Raw genomic sequence first — 15154 nt, 5'->3', positions numbered from 1 at the left:
GCGGGCGTGGCTCGACGCGCTCGAGCTGCCCTACCGCGTCATCGATGTGGCCTCCGGCGACCTCGGCGCGTCGGCGATCCGCAAGTTCGACTGCGAGGCGTGGATCCCGACGCAGGGCAAGTACCGCGAGGTCTCGTCGGCGTCCAACTGCACCGAGTTCCAGAGTCGCCGCCTCGACATCCGGGTCCGCGGCGAGGACCGCATCGCTCCCGCGGCGACGCTCAACGGCACGCTGTGCGCCATGACCCGCACGATCATCGCGCTGCTCGAGAACGGTCAGCAGGAGGACGGATCCGTACGCCTTCCGGCCGCGCTCCACCCGCTGCTCGGCGAGGTCCTGAGGCCGATCGCGTGACGTTCCGTCCCCGGCTGATCGCGCTCGACGTCGACGGCACGCTCGTCGACGGCGAGAACGTCATGACCGAGGCCGTACGCTCCGCGGTCCACGCGGTCCGTGCCGCGGGCATCGAGACCGTCATCGCCACCGGGCGAGGCGTGCCCGGCGTCATGGATGCCGTCGACAACCTGCGGTTCGCCGAGGGCTACGGCGTGGCGAGCAACGGCGCGGTCACGTTCCGCTACGACCCCGAGGTCGAGCTGCTCGACGTCGTCACGTTCGACGCCAGCGAAGCGGTCCGGCGCGTGCTCGAGCACATGCCCGAGGCGCTCGTCGCGGTCGAGGAGGTCGGCGTCGGGTTCCGGCTCAACAAGCCGTTCCCCGACAACGAGATCTCGGGCCAGTTCGTCGTCGAGGACGTCGAGTCGCTGATCGCCGAGCCGGTCGCCCGCGTCGTGATCCGCTCGGCCGACCACAGCCGCGACGAGTTCACCGCGATCGTCAAGGACCTCGGCCTCACCGGCACCAACTACTACATCGGCTACTCCGCCTGGCTCGACCTCGCACCCGAAGGCGTCTCGAAGGCCTCGGGCCTGGCGTTCCTCTGCGCCAAGCTCGGCATCGACCAATCCGAGGTGCTCGCGGTCGGCGACGGCAACAACGACCTGGAGATGATCCAGTGGGCCGGACGCGGCGTCGCGATGGGCCACGCGCCCGACCTGCTCAAGGACGCCGCCGACGCCGTGACGGGTGGCATCGACGAGGACGGCCTGGTCGCCGAGCTCATCAGGTACGTCTGACCGTCAGCCGTTCAGGAAGCTGAGCCGCACCTCACGGTCGGGGTTGTCGACATTCGTGTCGACGAGGCACACCGACTGCCACGTACCGAGCTGGAGCCGCCCACCCAGCACCGGCACGGTCATCGACGGTGCGAGGAATGCGGGGACGACGTGATCGCGCCCATGCCCCGGGGTGCCGTGCTGATGCACCCACCGATCGTCGCGCGGCAGCAGGTCGTCGAGTGCCGTCAGCAGGTCACCGTCGCTGCCGGCACCGGTCTCGATGATGGCCACGCCGGCCGTCGCGTGTGGGACGAACACGTGCAGCAGGCCGTCCTGCTCGTCGCGTACGAACGCCTCACATGCTGACGTCAGGTCGTGGACGACCGATCGCCCACCCGTCCGAACCAGGACCGTCTCGCTGCGCATACGACGATCCTCGCAAACCGCTGGTGAGGTGCGGGCCGCTGGTTGAGATGCAACCTCCCCACCTCAACCAGCGGCGGCTCCGCGTCAGGCGACCTTGCTCGTCTCGAGCTCGTCGAAGACGTCGAGGACTGCGTCGATCGTCGGCAGGTTGGGCGTGAGCGTCGGCGAGAGCGCCGCATCGCGCTTCTGCTCCCGGGCGCGACGCAGGTGGCGCTTGATCGTCGAGGTCGAGCAACCGAGGCGATCGGCCAGCTGGTGGCACGTGTCCTTGGGGTACGCCTGGCGCGCCGTCATGACGGCCTCGTGGCTGACCGGTCCGCCGCCGACCCGGGCAGCGCCGTACGCCGCGGTGGTGGGCTGGTTGACCTGGATGCCGAGCCGGCGGCGAATCGTCTGCCGCTCCCACTCGGTCGTGCACGCGACATAGCCCGAGACATCCATCTCGACAACGGCGCGATAGAGGCATTCCACCATCAGGGGACAGCCCGCGCACTGTCGGTGCGCGGTCGCTCGTTTGACTGTCAGCGCGTCCCACTCGGCGGCGGTGATGTCGGTCCGCGCCGGTGGTGAGTGCAACAGCTCATCCAGGTAGATCTCCGGCTCGTAAGCGCACGGAGGTGTCGTCGTGTCGTCCACGATGGTCATGGGCTCCCTCTTCCCACTCAGAGCTGAGGGCGACGACACTCCTGCGTCAACCACAACTCACATCGTGACCCACTCTAGAGGTATAAGCCTCCAGACCGGTCATTTTCGGAGGTCGTATCCGAATCTTCACCTTTGGTGTCGTTTGGACCCGGTAGAGCCAGCCGCATGTTCTGGAACTGCGCCTGGGCCTGCACCTGCTGGGCGTACAGCGCGGCCTGGATGCCGTGGAAGAGGCCTTCGAGCCAGCCGACGAGCTGCGCCTGGGCGATGCGGAGCTCGCTCTCACTGGGCGTGTCGCCGTCGAACGGCAGGCTCAGGCGCTCCAGCTCCTCGATCAGCTCGGGCGCGAGGCCGTCCTCGAGCTCCTTGATCGACTGGAGGTGGATGTCGCGCAGTCGTACGCGGCTCGCCTCGTCGAGGGGCGCCGCCTTGACCTCGTCGAGGAGCTGGCGGATCATCCCGCCGATTCGCATGACCTTGGCGGGCTGCTCGACCAGGTCACTCAGGGAGGTGCCGGGAGGCGGTGGGGTGACGGCCTTGCCGTCGGGACCGATGATCTCGGGCGATTGCTCAGTCATTGCCTCAGCCTATCGGCGCCCGTACGGACGGCCCATGGGGCGCGTGGCGTGCGCTTCGCTCGCCGGCGCTTGAACGGGGGTGCCATGGTGGAAGAGATGCCCCGAACCCGCGATCGCCGACTCGACCTGCTCAAGGGACTCCTCATCGCCGGTGTCGTGCTGGGCCATTTCCTCGAGACGACGGGCGGCCAGGCCCCCAGCGGTCTCTACTCCGGATGGCACCACGACCCGCAGCGGTGGATCCTGACGTTCCTCTACCTCTTCCACATGCCGCTGTTCGTGTTCCTCGCCGGCGTCACGGCACGTCCTCGCCGACTGGTCTACCGCATCGCCGAGATGGTGGGGCTCTACGTCCTCCTGCAGACGGCGTACGTCGCGCTGCGGTTCGGCGTGAGCGACCTCAGCCTGGAGCGGCTGCTCCACCCGACGTACGCGTTGTGGTTCCTGCTCGCGATGGGCTGGTGGCTCGTCGCGCTGCCGTTCGTGGTCCGCCTCGGCGCGTACGCCCTGCCGGCCGCGACCGCGGTGTCGATCGTCGCGGTGCTGCTGCCGTACCCCGACGGCGACCTCGTCGCCTGGTCGCGGGCGCTGTGCTACCTGCCGTTCTTCGTCGCCGGCCACCTGTACGGAACCGGCGCCCTCCGGCGTACGGCCGAGACGTCGACGGTCGTCATGGCCACGGCGGCCGCCGGCCTGGTGACCGTGACGACGCTGGTGGTCCGCTCCGGCCTCGACCCACACTGGATCCGCGGTGCCGACACCGCCGCGTCGATGGACGTGACGGGCGCCGACGCGGTGGCGTACCGCGTGCTCTGCCTGGCCCTCGCGACGCTGTGCGGGGCGCTCGTGCTCGCCGTCGTGCCGGATCGCATGCGTCACGTCGAGGGTCTCGGCCGCCGCAGCCTGGCCGTCTACGCGTTGCACATCCCGGTCGTCTTCTTCCTGCAGGACAACTTCCAGGGGGCGGGCGTGCCGCAGGTCGAGGCGACGTTGCTGGCCCTGGCGGTGACGGTCGTGGTGCTGCGGGTGCTCGCGCATCCGTTCTTCGACCGCGCGATCCGGCGTACCGCCGCGACGGTGGCCCAGGTCGCGGTGCCCCCGCCGTTGGTCCACGACCCCGACCCGGGGAGACCGACAGGCCCGGCCGAACGGGTCAGAGTGTGAGCAGGACCTTGCCGATGTTGCTCGACTCCTCGAGCACCTGGTGCGCCTGGCGTACGTCCTCCAGCGGGTAGGTCGCGTGGATGATCGGCCGCACCGTGCCGTCGGAGATCAGCGGCCAGACCTGGGCGACCATGGCGGACACGATCGCGGCCTTCTCGGTCGACGGACGGGCCCGCAGCGTCGTCGCCATGACGGCGGCGCGCTTCGACATCAGCGCGCCGAGGTTGAGCTCGGCCTTGACGCCGCCCTGCAGGCCGATCACGACGAGCCGCCCGGCGTTGGACAGCACCGAGACGTTGGCGTCGAGGTACTTCGCACCGATGATGTCGAGGATCACGTCGGCCGTCATGCCGGCCGCCTTCATCTCGGCGGCGAAGTCCTGCTGCTTGTAGTCGATCGCCACGTCCGCGCCCAGCTCGCGGCAGAACTCGGCCTTCTCCGGAGAGCCGACCGTCACGATCACGCGAGCGCCGAACGCCTTGCCCAGCTGGATCGCCATCGTGCCGATGCCGCTGCCGCCGCCGTGGACGAGCAGGGTCTCGCCGTGCCGCAGCTTGCCCATCATGAAGACGTTCGACCACACCGTGGCGGCGACCTCCATGAGCCCGCCGGCGTCGACCAGCGAGATGCCCATGGGGACCGTGGCGACCTGTCCGGCCGGCACCGTGACGTACTCGGCATATCCGCCGCCGGCCAGCAGCGCACACACGTGCGTACCGGGTGGCAGGTCCGTGACGCCCTCGCCGACGGCGACGATGTCACCTGAGACCTCGAGCCCCAGGACGTCGGTGACGCCGGGCGGGGGCGGATAGAGCCCCCTGCGTTGCAGGAGGTCCGAGCGGTTGAGTCCGGCCGCGGCCACGCGGATCAGGACCTCGCCGGGACCGGGCTCGGGCTGGGGAAGGTCGACGACCTCGAGGGCTTCGACGCCTCCGGGCTGAGGAGCGATGACGGCACGCATCCCCGCAGGCTAGCCGCCCTCCCCCACGTTTGCCCCCCACGGCCCTACGATTTCCCCCATGGGCCGGGTCGACGTGCGCTTCGCATCGGGACCGGGATGGTGCGCCGGCTGGTGGTACGAGCCGGAGGGCGCCGAGGCCCGCGGGCCGGTCGTCATCATGGCGCACGGCCTGGGCGGGGTGAAGGAGATGCGCCTCGATGCGTACGCCGAGCGGTTCGCCGCGGAGGGCTATCGCGTCCTGGTGTTCGACTACCGCCACTTCGGCCAGAGCGACGGCGAACCGCGTGGGCTGCTCGACATCCAGCGCCAGCTTGACGACTGGGCCGCCGCGATGCACCACGTACGCTCGCTGCCGCAGGTCGACCGCCGCCGCATCGTGCTGTGGGGCACCGCATTCGGCGGCGGCCATGTCATCGAGGCGGCCAGTCGCGACGGAGACGTCGCCGCGATCATCTCGCAGTGCCCGTTCACCGACGGCTTCGCCTCGCTCCGAACCCTCGGCCTCCGAAGCCTCCTGAGGGTCTCGGTCCTCGGTCTGCGGGACGCCGTGCGGGGGTTCCGCGGCAAGCCGCCCGTACGCGTGGCCCTCGTCGGCAAGCGCGGAGACGCGGCGTTGATGACGCCGCCGGACGCCAAGCCCGGCTATGAGGCACTGGTCCCGCCTGGCCACGAGCCTCCGGGCAAGGTCGCCGCCCGGGTCGCCCTGCGCATCCCCTTCTACTATCCGGGGCGTTCGGCTGCTGCGCTGGAGTGCCCGGCGCTGTTCTGCGTCGCGATGAAGGACAGCGTCGCGCCGTCGCGGTCGACGATCTGGCACGTCCGCAAAGCCCGGCAGGGGCGGATCAAGCGCTACCGGACCGGCCACTTCGACCTCTACCTCGACCCGTGGTTCGACGAGGTGGTCGCCGACCAGATCGAGTTCCTCCGCGCCACGGTGCCGGTGAAGGACGGCTGACGACCCAACTCGCGTCAACCTCAGGGCCCACCTGCGAAGATGGAATCTATGCGTGTCGCACTGCTCCAGCTCATCTCCGCGACCGACTCGGCGACGAATCGAGCAGACATCCGGTCTCGAATCGCGGCCCTGAGCCCCGCCGACGAGCTCGACCTCGTGGTCCTGCCCGAGGCGTCGATGCACGACTTCGGTTCCTCCGACCATGACCTCGCCGCCGTGGCGGAGCCCCTCGACGGGCCGTTCGTGCAGCTCTTGGCCGAGGAGGCGCGACGACTCGGCGCGACCGTCGTGGCCGGGATGTTCGAACGTACCGACGGCCTGCCGTTCAACACCCTCGTCGTGATGGGCCCCGACGGTGCGTTGCGCCAGACGTACCGGAAGATCCACCTCTACGACTCGTTCGGCTACAAGGAGTCCGACCGGCTCCGCGCCGGCGACATCAGCCCGGTCGTGATCGACATCGCCGGGACCAGCGTCGGGCTCATGACCTGCTACGACCTGCGCTTCCCCGAGCACGCGCGGGCGTTGGTCGACGCGGGCGCCCAGGCGATCGTGATCCCGGCCGCGTGGGTGGCGGGCGATCTCAAGCTCGACCACTGGCGTACGTTGCTGGCCGCCCGGGCGATCGAGAACACCGTGTACGTCCTGGCCGCCGCGCAGGGCGGCGAGCGTTACACCGGCCACTCCTTGGTTGTCGATCCGTGGGGCTCTATCGTGGGCGAGGCGGATTCGACCCCCCAGATCATCCGCGCCACCCTCGACCCCGAGCTCGTGGCGCGTGCGCGGGAGATCAATCCGTCGCTGGCCAACCGAAGGATCCGTACAAGCTCATGAGCGAGCGCAGCGAGCGAATCATGAGGCAGCAGTCATGAGCCGTGCCCCCAAGGGTGGACGCCGTCGCCTCGACGCGTCGGTGCCCCCGGAGTACGACCTCCCGACCCGTGAGCCGCGCATCGAATCGCCGCGCACGGCCCGGTTCCTCATGTTCCTGGTGTTCCTCGGCTGGGTCGCCGGGACAGTCGGTTCGGGCACGGCGATCGTCGCCGTCGACACGCCTGCATGGATCGAACGACCCTCCGCTGCGCTGCTGATGGTCGTCTTCGCGATCGGGCTGACGCACCGCGGCGGTGGTCACATGCGCATCTGGATGCCGATGACGGCGGCGCTTGCAGCGCTGGCCGCGGTGCTCGAGACCAACGTCCTGCTCGCGTCCGCCGCCGCGGTGACCGCGGTGCTGGCCTCGGTGTGGGCCGTGCTTGTCACCCGGCCGGCGACGACGGTGTTCGGGGCGATCCGCGAGTACGTCCTCGCGTTGCTGGTCGCGTTGAGCGGCACGCTCGGTGTCGCAGCGTGGAATGCGCCGGTCAACTACCAGCGGTTCAACCTCATCGTCCTCACGGTCTCGCTCGGTCTGGCCATCACGCTGGTGTGGAACCTCGGCGCGGGTCTCCACGGCCTCGGCCGCCAGAACCTCGCGATCCTGCTCGGTGTCGCCGGGCTCGTGATGCTGGTCATCGCCTACAGCAGCTTCGTCCGTACGCACGGCTCGCAGTCGCTCGTGGAGGCGTTCAGGGAGCTCGTGGTGTGGACCCGCCAGACGTTCCATGGTGTGCCTCGCCCCGTCGAGGTGCTCATCGGGTTCCCGGCGCTCATCGTCGGCGTCTCGCTGCGCTCCAAGCGGCGCGAGGGCTGGTGGATCCTGGTGTTCGCGGTCATCGGCACAGCAGTGCTCACGACGTCGCTCGTGACGCCAGGGGCCTACCCGACCTACATCGGCCTGTCGACCCTCTACTCCAGCGTGCTGGGGCTCATCGTGGGTCTGGTGCTGCGGCGTCAGTTCCTCAAGGAACCCTCCTCGCGGGCCGCCCGAGCCATCGCGCCGGTCGTACGCGTCGAACCTCCTCGCTTCGCCGCGCTGAAGTAGTGCGATAATCGTCGCGGCGCAGCGCCTCGGTGCTGCCACCCAGGAGGGGTGCCGGAGCGGCCGATCGGAAGCGCCTTGAAAGCGCTCGCTGGCAGCAATGTCAGCCGCGGGTTCGAATCCCGCCCCCTCTGCTTGACGAACTATCGACTCGACCGCAGATTCGTGCTGCTCTCCGTCGGCACCAACGTGATGGCTGCCGGCGTGGCTGCCGCGCTGGGCTTCTTCCTGTCCTCCGTGGCGCCGCTGGCGTGGCTCTTCGGCATCCTGGCCGTCGCGGCGCTGCTCAACGCCGTGCGGGTGTTCGCCGTCCCGCCCGTCGTGGCGCGGACTGATCCGAGCGGCCTGCGGCTCGGCGGCCCGCTCACGGTGAAGCCGATCCACCTGCCGTGGCTCGACGTCGAGGACGTCACGACGGCTGACGGCCGGCTGTTCGTCGACCGGGGCAACGACGAGCTCCTCGCGTTCCCGTTGGCGTTCGTCGGCGGTCGCGCGACCGAGCTGATGCGCGACGTCTACGACCGGCTCAACGCCGCCAACGGCTACCGCCGCTTCAACCCCAGCTGACTGGCGCACTGCCCGATTCGTCGGACGGGAGGCGCGGTCGGTATCCTGTTCCGGTTGCCGGTTTCGGTCGGCAGCGGGGAGGTGTCGCATAGTGGCCTAGTGCGCCCGCCTGCTAAGCGGGTTGAGGTTCAAACCTCTCGCGAGTTCAAATCTCGCCACCTCCGCTGCAAAGCGAGAAGCAACGAACAAGGTGACCAGTCGCTCCACGCGGCTGGTCATTTTGCATGGTGAGAACTGAGGAGCTCGCTCCGCCAGTGAGGTGCGAGTCCAACCTGGGAAAGACCGCGAGCCGAAAGACCCGCATGACCAGTCGCTCCACGCGGCTGGTCATTTTGCATGGTGAGAACTGAGGAGCTCGCTCCGCCACGTGAGACCAAGGGTCCAACCCTGGGAAAGACCGCGAGCCGAAGGACCCGACACCAACGGTGAAGCACGTGTGACCGCGGTCACACACCTGTCGTGCCTGAATCGGATGTCGCACCTGCGCTGGTTGATAGCCTCCTGTGGTGCGTATATCGGTCATCGGCTGCGGCTACCTCGGCGCGGTGCACGCGGCATGCATGGCCAAGCTCGGACACATCGTCACCGGATTCGACGTCGACCAGGAGAAGATCGCCGCCCTGCGTCGGGGTGAGGCGCCGTTCTTCGAGCCCGGGCTGCCTGCGCTCCTGACCGAGGTGATGGCGACCGGTCGGTTGAGCTTCTCAGACGATCCGGCATCGGTGGTCGGCAGCAGCGTGCACTTCGTCTGCGTCGGCACTCCGCAGGTCTCCGACGGGAACGCTGCCGACATGACGTACGTCGACGCCGCCGTCACCTCGCTCCTGCCCCATCTGGCGGACGGTGACCTGGTGGTGGGCAAGTCCACCGTGCCGGTGGGCAGTGCCGAGCGTCTGGCGGAGCAGATCGCCGCCGCTCGCCCGGGGGTAACGCTGGTATGGAACCCGGAGTTCCTCCGCGAGGGCTTCGCAGTGAAGGACACACTTCACCCGGATCGTCTCGTCTACGGGGTTCCTGAGGGTGTCGCCGGCGACCATGCGGTCCGGGTGCTCGACGAGGTCTATGCCGGTCCGATCGCGGATGGCACGCCACGCGTCGTCAGCGACTACGCAACAGCCCAGCTCGTCAAGGTCGCGGCCAACTCGTTCCTCGCGACCAAGATCTCGTTCATCAACGCGATGGCCGAGCTGTGCGAGGCGACTGGCGCAGACGTCACGCATCTCGCCGACGCTATCGGGTATGACGATCGGATCGGACGTCGCTTCCTCAACGCCGGACTTGGTTTCGGCGGTGGCTGCCTGCCCAAGGACATCCGCGCGTTCATGGCGCGCGCCGACGAGTTGGGCGTCGACCAGGCTCTCAGCTTTCTCCGTGAGGTCGATGCGATCAACCTGCGACGTCGCGAACGCATGGTGACCCTCGCGACCGAGGAGCTCGACGGCACTGTCGAGGGCCGACGGGTCGCGGTGCTGGGCGCGTCGTTCAAGCCCAACAGCGATGACGTCCGCGACTCTCCGGCACTGGACGTCGCAGCGAAGCTCGGTGAGCTGGGAGCACTTGTCGTCGTGACGGACCCCGAGGCCAACGCCAACGCGAAGGCACGACAGCCTCAGCTGGTCTTCGTCGAGTCGGCCGAGGACGCGGTGGTCGACGCCGAGCTGGTGCTGCTCCTGACTGAATGGCCGGAGTTCGTGCAGCTGGACCCCGTCGCACTTGCCGACCTCGTCCACACTCCGCGCATGCTCGACGGCCGCAACGCGCTTGATCCGGCCACGTGGCGCGAGGCTGGCTGGACCTATCGAGCGCTGGGGCGCGGAAAGCACTGATCTGACGGTGTCATCGACACGAGCCTGACAACGACATCGGTCGAGGTATCCGTCAGCGATTGCACCCGCGTTTGGTCGACCCTCGGTGCACCTAGGATCAGGGCGTGAACAGAACCGCGGCGCGCGCCATGGTCGCTGCGGCCGTGGTCGTCGACGTGGTCCTGGTGGTCGGCCTCATGAACCACGTCAACCGCACGCCCCCGAGTTCGCCGGATCTGCCGCGTGCCTCGGTGACCGAGCCCGCGGCCTCTGCCGCGCCGGTCGACCAGGACGTGTACGCGTTCAAGCCGGCTCAGGCCGCGACGATGTCGATGTCGAACGACGGCACGCTACTGTTCGCCACGCGCGGCCAGTGCGACGGAGATGACGCGGCCAAGCTGGTGGTGTCGACGAACGGTGGCGTGTCGACCAGCACGCCCACGACCGGTCTGCAGGAGATCCTGGCGGTGTCGGCGGCTTCGCGTACCGAGCTGCGGGTGGTCGGCGCGGACGGCACGTGCGCGATCAAGAAGCTGGTCTCCTCCGACGGCGGGGACACCTGGACGGCTGACACCGACAACACCCTCTGGCATCCCGGGCTGAATGATCCCGAGCAGGTCGTGTCACCCGACGGTGCGAGCAAGCCGGGGTGCACCGTGACGTCGTTGAGCCAGATCGGCGCGGACTTCGCCCGGGCCAGCTGCGCTGACGGCTCGATTCGTGGCACCGGCAACGGTGGCAAGAAGTGGTTCAAGCTCGGCCGCCTCGACAACGTACGGGTTGCCTCGTTCTCGAGCTTCAACGCCGGCTATGCGCTGGCCGTCTATCAGGGCTGCGCGGCCCAGGAGTTCACGACGCGTGACAGCGGACGTACGTGGTCACCCGGGGGCTGCATCAGCGGCGAACCCGCTCAGGCGATCGAGGCGAACGACACGGGGCTGGTCGCGCTGGTCGACTCCCAGCTCTACGCCAGCGACGACGGCGGCAAGGCCTGGTCTCAGCCCTGACCCGGGTCAGCTGCAGGAGCTCGGCACGGTGATGCCGTTCTCGCTCGACTGAACGCCAGGTGTCTTGGACAGCACGGCGTCGCCGCGCTGGTTCGGGGCCGTCACGATCGTCGCCTCGACCGTGACCTTGGCGCCCGGCTTGAGCGAGAACGCGGCGAAGTTGACCGGGCGTCCCTTGAACGTCACGCCGTTGTTGGGGCGGAACTTGTCGTTCAGCGTGAACGACACGAACCGTCCTCCGCTGGGAGCGAACGTGCGCGTGTCGAGGACCATGTTCCCTTGGGGCCCGCTGGAGCCGGTGCCGGTGATGTATTCGGGCAGCTCGGCGGCGTCGGCGGGCGCGGTCGACGTGTACGTCGTCGTCAGCTGGATCGTCTGCGCGCCCTGTGACGTGCACCGTACGGACCGGGCCGCCACGTCTACGTCGAGGTAGTACTGCATCTTGGAGGCCGTCGAGTCGTTCAGGTAGACGCCGAGCTGCGGCTGACCGGTCCGGCCGGCCGGGAACGCCCCGGAGATCTTGGTGGGCGCGAGCTCGGCCTGTTCGGACTTCCTCGCCGACCACAGCAGGATGCGGTGCTCGTCAGCGGACTTGGCCAGCTGCTCGAGCACGGTGCGGGAGTCGCCGACGCCGCTCGTGACGGCCTCGAAGATCCTCTTGGCCGAGTCGGCGAAGAAGACGTCCTGCTCGAGCGGGTTGGCATACCGCGCATAGACGTCGTTGAGCAGGATGTCGACGGCGTTCTCGCTGGTCAGGGTCGTGTCGGCCGCAGCCTCGATGGGACCCGTGCCCTTGAGCAGGAAGCCGAGTGCGACGGGGTCGATCGAGAGCACTCCGTCGACCTTGATCCCGAGCTTGTCGTTGACCATGGCCCTGGCGATCGCGGCGGTCCGCGGGAAGTCCGGGGTGAAGTTGATGTCGCGGAAGTCTCTGGCCATCAGTTGGCCGTAGACCTGACGCTCACCCTTGGTCAGCTTCACGAACGGCTGCTCGTACTGCGGTATGTCGGTGGTCGCCGAGCCCTGCCTCACGAACTCGAGCTTGCCCTTGTCGGCCTCGATGATCGCGAACGCGCCAGGCAGGCCGCCGGTCGAGCGGACCTCAGCGTTGTTCTGGAAGATCAACAGGTACGTACGCTTCTTGTCGACGCCGAGCATCTGCGGCGCGAGCTGCATCGCCTGCGCGGCGGACGACGCCGCGGACTGTGCGCTGGTGATCTTGTCGGTCAGCTCGGCGGCGGGGCCCTTGAGCGGGCCGACCAGGTTGTCCTGCTCGATGTCGAGGATCTTGTTGCGATTCGTCGTCAGCACCTGGCTGGCCGTGGCCACGGACGGGGCGAGCTGTTGCAGGGTCGCGAGGTCGAGGCGACCGTCCTTGGGCTTGAAGACATCAGCGTCGAGCGATGACGACACCTTCACGACCGGGGGCATGCCTCGCCGGGCGATGTCGTCGAGGCTCGCGGAGATGACCTGGACGGCCTCGACGTTGGGGCCGACGTACGGGATCTTGGCCAGTCCGTCCCACAGCGCGCCGTCGGTGTTGGTGCGAGCAGTCCGGGTCGAACGCTGGAGCGCCGACAGGGTTCTGGTGGCACCGGGAGCGTCGCCGTCGGTGACCTGCTGCTGGAGGAGCTTGGCCTGTTGCGACGCTTCATCGAGGGCATTCTTCGCCGAGGATGCCTCGCGCGCCATGAAGGCGCCGAGGCCGAGCACCGCGAGTACGACGAAGCCCAGCACCCAGATCCAGGGCCGGCCCTTCAGGGGGCGTCGGGGCTTGGGACCCGCGGCCCGTGAGCGACGACCTCGTGCCATATGCATCATCCTCCGAAACGGTGTCGGCGTGCCGGGTCCGCCCGGACGCGGATCCGCCACCGACTCGGTGCTCCGAAGAGCCTCGAGCCGGTGGCGGTCTCAGTGCAGGTGCCCTGCGCTGATCAGGCGACCTTGCGGCGGCGTGCCGCATAGGTGATGCCCACGCCGGCAACGGCGAGCGCTCCGCCGATCGCCAGGAGGGTGAGGGTGCTGCCGCCGGTGTTGGGCAGTGCGCCGTCATCTTCGTTCGCGGCGCCGTCACCGACGACGACCTCGACCGAGTAGACGTCGGTCTGCATGGCGGCGAGCCGGGTGTCCGAGACGGTCGACGTGCTGAAGACAGCCGGGGTGACCGTGTTGGACGTGGACGCGGGCGCGACGGCCGGGTTGACCGTCTCGGAGTCCCACGCGCAGCGGGCGACGACTGAGTAGGTGCCGTGTCCCTTGGGTGCGATCAGCGTGACCGTGTAGGTGGTGCCGGTTCCGTCGGGCGACTTCTGGCCGTGGAAGGGCCGCATGCTCCAGTCGCAATCGATGGTGCCGGCGTCGAAGGTGATGGTGAACTCTTCACCGGGTTCGACGTCCTGGGGGACTTCGGCCGAGAAGGGTGGCGGGGCGTAAGCAGCATTCGCGTTGGGAGCCGCAAAGATGCTCAGCATCGCGGCGGCAAGAGTGGCAAGAGCCAGGCGTGATGTGAACATGGAGATCTCCAAAGATGTTGGAATTGACGAACAAGTAGTGGCCCGAGATGAAGCTGGCCGACAATACGGAACTGCTGTCCCGAACGTAGTCGAACAGGGGGTCACCAATCCCGCTGCCACTGGAATGGCAACAGATTGTCTACCGGGTCTCCATCACCTGTCGTGACCAGCGGTCGTCCGGGCCTTGCGCCGGAACCATGAACGCGACGTCTCGGCGTGTGTGGCGTCCAGTGGCTCGTACCCGTACCCGTAGCCGTATCCATAGCCGTACGCACCGGCGCCTCGGGCCGGTGTCATGTTGAAGATCACGCCGGCCGGCACCGAGCCGACCGCGGTCAACCGCTCGGCAGCGGCGCGGACCTGGTCAGTGGTGGTCCTGCCATGACGAACGACGAGGATCGCGCCGTCGGCCTGGCTGGCGAGCAGTGCCGCGTCGGTGACCGGGAGCAGGGGCGGAGCGTCGATCAGCACGATGTCGTAGTCCTCGCGAAGCTCCTTGATGACGGTGCTCATCGCGTGCGACTTGAGCAGCTCGGCCGGGTTGGGTGGAGTGCGCCCGCTGCTCAGAACGTCGAGCCCGGGATGCTGCGCGGTCTTCTGCATCGCCTCGTGGAGGGGCAGCCGACCGACGAGAACTGTTGTCAGTCCGACGGATCCCTCGAGATTGAGGTAGTGGCTGATCTTCGGCCGGCGCAGGTCGGCCTCGATCAGCGCGACCCGCTCGCCGCCCTCGGCCAGCGTCAGCGCGAGGTTGGTCGCGGTGGTCGTCTTGCCCTCCTCCGGTAGAGAACTCGTGATGACGAAGACCTTGCGCTGCTGATCGGGGTCGATGAACTGCAGATTGGTTCGGAGCACCCGGAATCCCTCGACGCGCGGCGCATAGGTGCCGAGGTCGTCGATCAGCGGATTGCGCTCGGCGTCGCGGTCGTAGGTGATCGAACCGAGCATGGGTGCGTCGGTCAGGTCCTCGAGCTGCTTGATGGTCTTGACGCTGGTGTCGAGGGTCTCGCGCAGCAACGCCACTCCGACGCCTATGAGGAGTCCGAGGACCAGGCCGAGAGCAAGGTTGCGTTGGGGTCGAGGCGACACGGGGGACGTCGGCTCGGTGCCCGGATCGACGACGGTCGCCTTGATCGTGGCTTCGTCCTTGCCCGGTGGCGTCTCGAGCTCGGCGACGTAGGAGACGAACTGCTCCGAGACCGCATCAACGAGCATCTTGGCGCGCTCGGGTGAGGGGTCGGTGACCGTGATCGTCAGGATGACGGTGTCGAGCTTGGAGGTCGCCGAGATCTGCGCCGCCAGATCCTTGGGGGACTCGTCGAGCTTGAGCTCGTCGACCACTCGCTTGGCGATCTGCTGCCCGGTCAGCAGATCGGCGTACGACTTGACCCGCTGGAGTGAGAACTGCCCGCCCTGGTTGGCCTGAGCGTCGTCCGAGGCGTCGGAAGTGGAGACGAACAGGCGCGAGGAGGATGCGTACTGCGGTGTCGCGC

Annotated in this window: 16 protein-coding genes and 2 tRNA genes; 11 read left to right on the top strand and 7 right to left on the bottom strand. The window is 68.3% G+C overall.

All coding sequences use genetic code 11. The annotated features are described in order from the left end of the window. Positions 1-355 (top strand): aminoacyl--tRNA ligase-related protein (locus V6M46_RS02515; RefSeq protein ID WP_332662190.1); only part of this gene is annotated, 355 nt, incomplete at its 5' end. After that, positions 352-1137 (top strand): HAD family hydrolase, encoded by a 786-nt coding sequence (locus V6M46_RS02510; protein ID WP_332662189.1) that lies wholly within the window; start codon positions 352-354, stop codon positions 1135-1137. The genes V6M46_RS02515 and V6M46_RS02510, both read left to right, overlap by 4 nt. A gap of 3 nt (positions 1138-1140) precedes the next feature. On the opposite strand, the gene V6M46_RS02505 is transcribed toward V6M46_RS02510, so the two are convergent. The 3 genes from V6M46_RS02505 to V6M46_RS02495 form a co-directional block, all read right to left on the bottom strand. Beyond that, the gene (locus V6M46_RS02505) at positions 1141-1545 is read right to left on the bottom strand and encodes a secondary thiamine-phosphate synthase enzyme YjbQ (RefSeq protein ID WP_332662186.1); all 405 of its coding nucleotides are present in this window, start codon (positions 1543-1545) and stop codon (positions 1141-1143) included. A gap of 84 nt (positions 1546-1629) precedes the next feature. Next, positions 1630-2190: a WhiB family transcriptional regulator gene (locus V6M46_RS02500; RefSeq protein WP_332662184.1), complete on the bottom strand. Its 561-nt coding sequence runs from the start codon at positions 2188-2190 to the stop codon at positions 1630-1632. Positions 2191-2264: 74 nt separating this feature from the next. Beyond that, positions 2265-2768: a bacterial proteasome activator family protein gene (locus V6M46_RS02495; RefSeq protein ID WP_332662182.1), complete on the bottom strand. Its 504-nt coding sequence runs from the start codon at positions 2766-2768 to the stop codon at positions 2265-2267. Between the two features lie 96 nt (positions 2769-2864). Between V6M46_RS02495 and V6M46_RS02490 the strand changes: the two genes are divergently transcribed. After that, a complete protein-coding gene (locus tag V6M46_RS02490; RefSeq protein ID WP_332662180.1) occupies positions 2865-3932 on the top strand; it encodes an acyltransferase family protein in 1068 nt (355 codons plus the stop codon). Here V6M46_RS02490 and V6M46_RS02485 read toward each other — a convergent pair. After that, positions 3922-4893 (bottom strand): NAD(P)H-quinone oxidoreductase, encoded by a 972-nt coding sequence (locus V6M46_RS02485; RefSeq protein ID WP_332662178.1) that lies wholly within the window; start codon positions 4891-4893, stop codon positions 3922-3924. The genes V6M46_RS02490 and V6M46_RS02485 overlap by 11 nt on opposite strands. A 58-nt stretch (positions 4894-4951) precedes the next feature. Here V6M46_RS02485 and V6M46_RS02480 point away from each other — a divergent pair, with 58 nt between their 5' ends. From V6M46_RS02480 to V6M46_RS02445, 8 genes are all read left to right on the top strand, one after another. Continuing rightward, positions 4952-5848 (top strand): alpha/beta hydrolase, encoded by an 897-nt coding sequence (locus V6M46_RS02480; RefSeq protein WP_332662177.1) that lies wholly within the window; start codon positions 4952-4954, stop codon positions 5846-5848. Positions 5849-5896: 48 nt separating this feature from the next. Beyond that, positions 5897-6682 carry a carbon-nitrogen hydrolase family protein gene (locus V6M46_RS02475; RefSeq protein WP_332662176.1) on the top strand — a complete coding sequence of 262 codons (786 nt, stop codon included), beginning with the start codon at positions 5897-5899 and terminating at the stop codon, positions 6680-6682. Positions 6683-6716: 34 nt separating this feature from the next. Beyond that, a complete protein-coding gene (locus V6M46_RS02470; RefSeq protein ID WP_332662175.1) occupies positions 6717-7772 on the top strand; it encodes a hypothetical protein in 1056 nt (351 codons plus the stop codon). A 42-nt stretch (positions 7773-7814) separates the two neighbouring features. Next, positions 7815-7903 (top strand) — tRNA-Ser (locus V6M46_RS02465). Between the two features lies 1 nt (position 7904). Further along, positions 7905-8336 carry a hypothetical protein gene (locus V6M46_RS02460; RefSeq protein ID WP_332662174.1) on the top strand — a complete coding sequence of 144 codons (432 nt, stop codon included), beginning with the start codon at positions 7905-7907 and terminating at the stop codon, positions 8334-8336. A 77-nt stretch (positions 8337-8413) separates the two neighbouring features. After that, positions 8414-8500, top strand: a tRNA-Ser gene (locus V6M46_RS02455). A 342-nt stretch (positions 8501-8842) separates the two neighbouring features. Further along, positions 8843-10162, top strand: coding sequence for a UDP-glucose dehydrogenase family protein (locus V6M46_RS02450; protein WP_332662173.1), 1320 nt, complete (start codon positions 8843-8845; stop codon positions 10160-10162). Positions 10163-10266: 104 nt separating this feature from the next. Then, a complete protein-coding gene (locus V6M46_RS02445; protein ID WP_332662172.1) occupies positions 10267-11148 on the top strand; it encodes a WD40/YVTN/BNR-like repeat-containing protein in 882 nt (293 codons plus the stop codon). 6 nt (positions 11149-11154) lie between these two features. Here V6M46_RS02445 and V6M46_RS02440 read toward each other — a convergent pair whose 3' ends face one another. From V6M46_RS02440 to V6M46_RS02430, 3 genes are all read right to left on the bottom strand, one after another. Beyond that, on the bottom strand, positions 11155-12960 hold the full coding sequence (locus tag V6M46_RS02440) for a DUF4012 domain-containing protein (RefSeq protein WP_332662171.1): 1806 nt from the start codon (positions 12958-12960) through the stop codon (positions 11155-11157). A 122-nt stretch (positions 12961-13082) separates the two neighbouring features. Continuing rightward, a complete protein-coding gene (locus V6M46_RS02435; RefSeq protein ID WP_332662170.1) occupies positions 13083-13661 on the bottom strand; it encodes an LPXTG cell wall anchor domain-containing protein in 579 nt (192 codons plus the stop codon). Positions 13662-13814: 153 nt separating this feature from the next. After that, positions 13815-15154: polysaccharide biosynthesis tyrosine autokinase (locus V6M46_RS02430; protein WP_332662169.1), on the bottom strand; the 1340-nt coding region annotated here is incomplete at its 5' end.

Origin of the sequence: Aeromicrobium sp., from assembly GCF_036676885.1 — a bacterium.
GTDB lineage: Bacteria > Actinomycetota > Actinomycetes > Propionibacteriales > Nocardioidaceae > Aeromicrobium.
This window is presented reverse-complemented; position numbering and strand designations above follow the sequence as displayed.

What these genes read in the sequence shown, in the direction of transcription:
- V6M46_RS02435 (WP_332662170.1), bottom strand. Translation starts at nt 13,661, where the DNA reads ATGTTCACATCACGCCTGGCTCTTGCCACTCTTGCCGCCGCGATGCTG.
- V6M46_RS02480 (WP_332662177.1), top strand. Translation starts at nt 4,952, where the DNA reads ATGGGCCGGGTCGACGTGCGCTTCGCATCGGGACCGGGATGGTGCGCC.
- V6M46_RS02470 (WP_332662175.1), top strand. Translation starts at nt 6,717, where the DNA reads ATGAGCCGTGCCCCCAAGGGTGGACGCCGTCGCCTCGACGCGTCGGTG.
- V6M46_RS02440 (WP_332662171.1), bottom strand. Translation starts at nt 12,960, where the DNA reads ATGGCACGAGGTCGTCGCTCACGGGCCGCGGGTCCCAAGCCCCGACGC.
- V6M46_RS02500 (WP_332662184.1), bottom strand. Translation starts at nt 2,190, where the DNA reads ATGACCATCGTGGACGACACGACGACACCTCCGTGCGCTTACGAGCCG.
- V6M46_RS02485 (WP_332662178.1), bottom strand. Translation starts at nt 4,893, where the DNA reads ATGCGTGCCGTCATCGCTCCTCAGCCCGGAGGCGTCGAAGCCCTCGAG.
- V6M46_RS02505 (WP_332662186.1), bottom strand. Translation starts at nt 1,545, where the DNA reads ATGCGCAGCGAGACGGTCCTGGTTCGGACGGGTGGGCGATCGGTCGTC.
- V6M46_RS02475 (WP_332662176.1), top strand. Translation starts at nt 5,897, where the DNA reads ATGCGTGTCGCACTGCTCCAGCTCATCTCCGCGACCGACTCGGCGACG.
- V6M46_RS02495 (WP_332662182.1), bottom strand. Translation starts at nt 2,768, where the DNA reads ATGACTGAGCAATCGCCCGAGATCATCGGTCCCGACGGCAAGGCCGTC.
- V6M46_RS02490 (WP_332662180.1), top strand. Translation starts at nt 2,865, where the DNA reads ATGCCCCGAACCCGCGATCGCCGACTCGACCTGCTCAAGGGACTCCTC.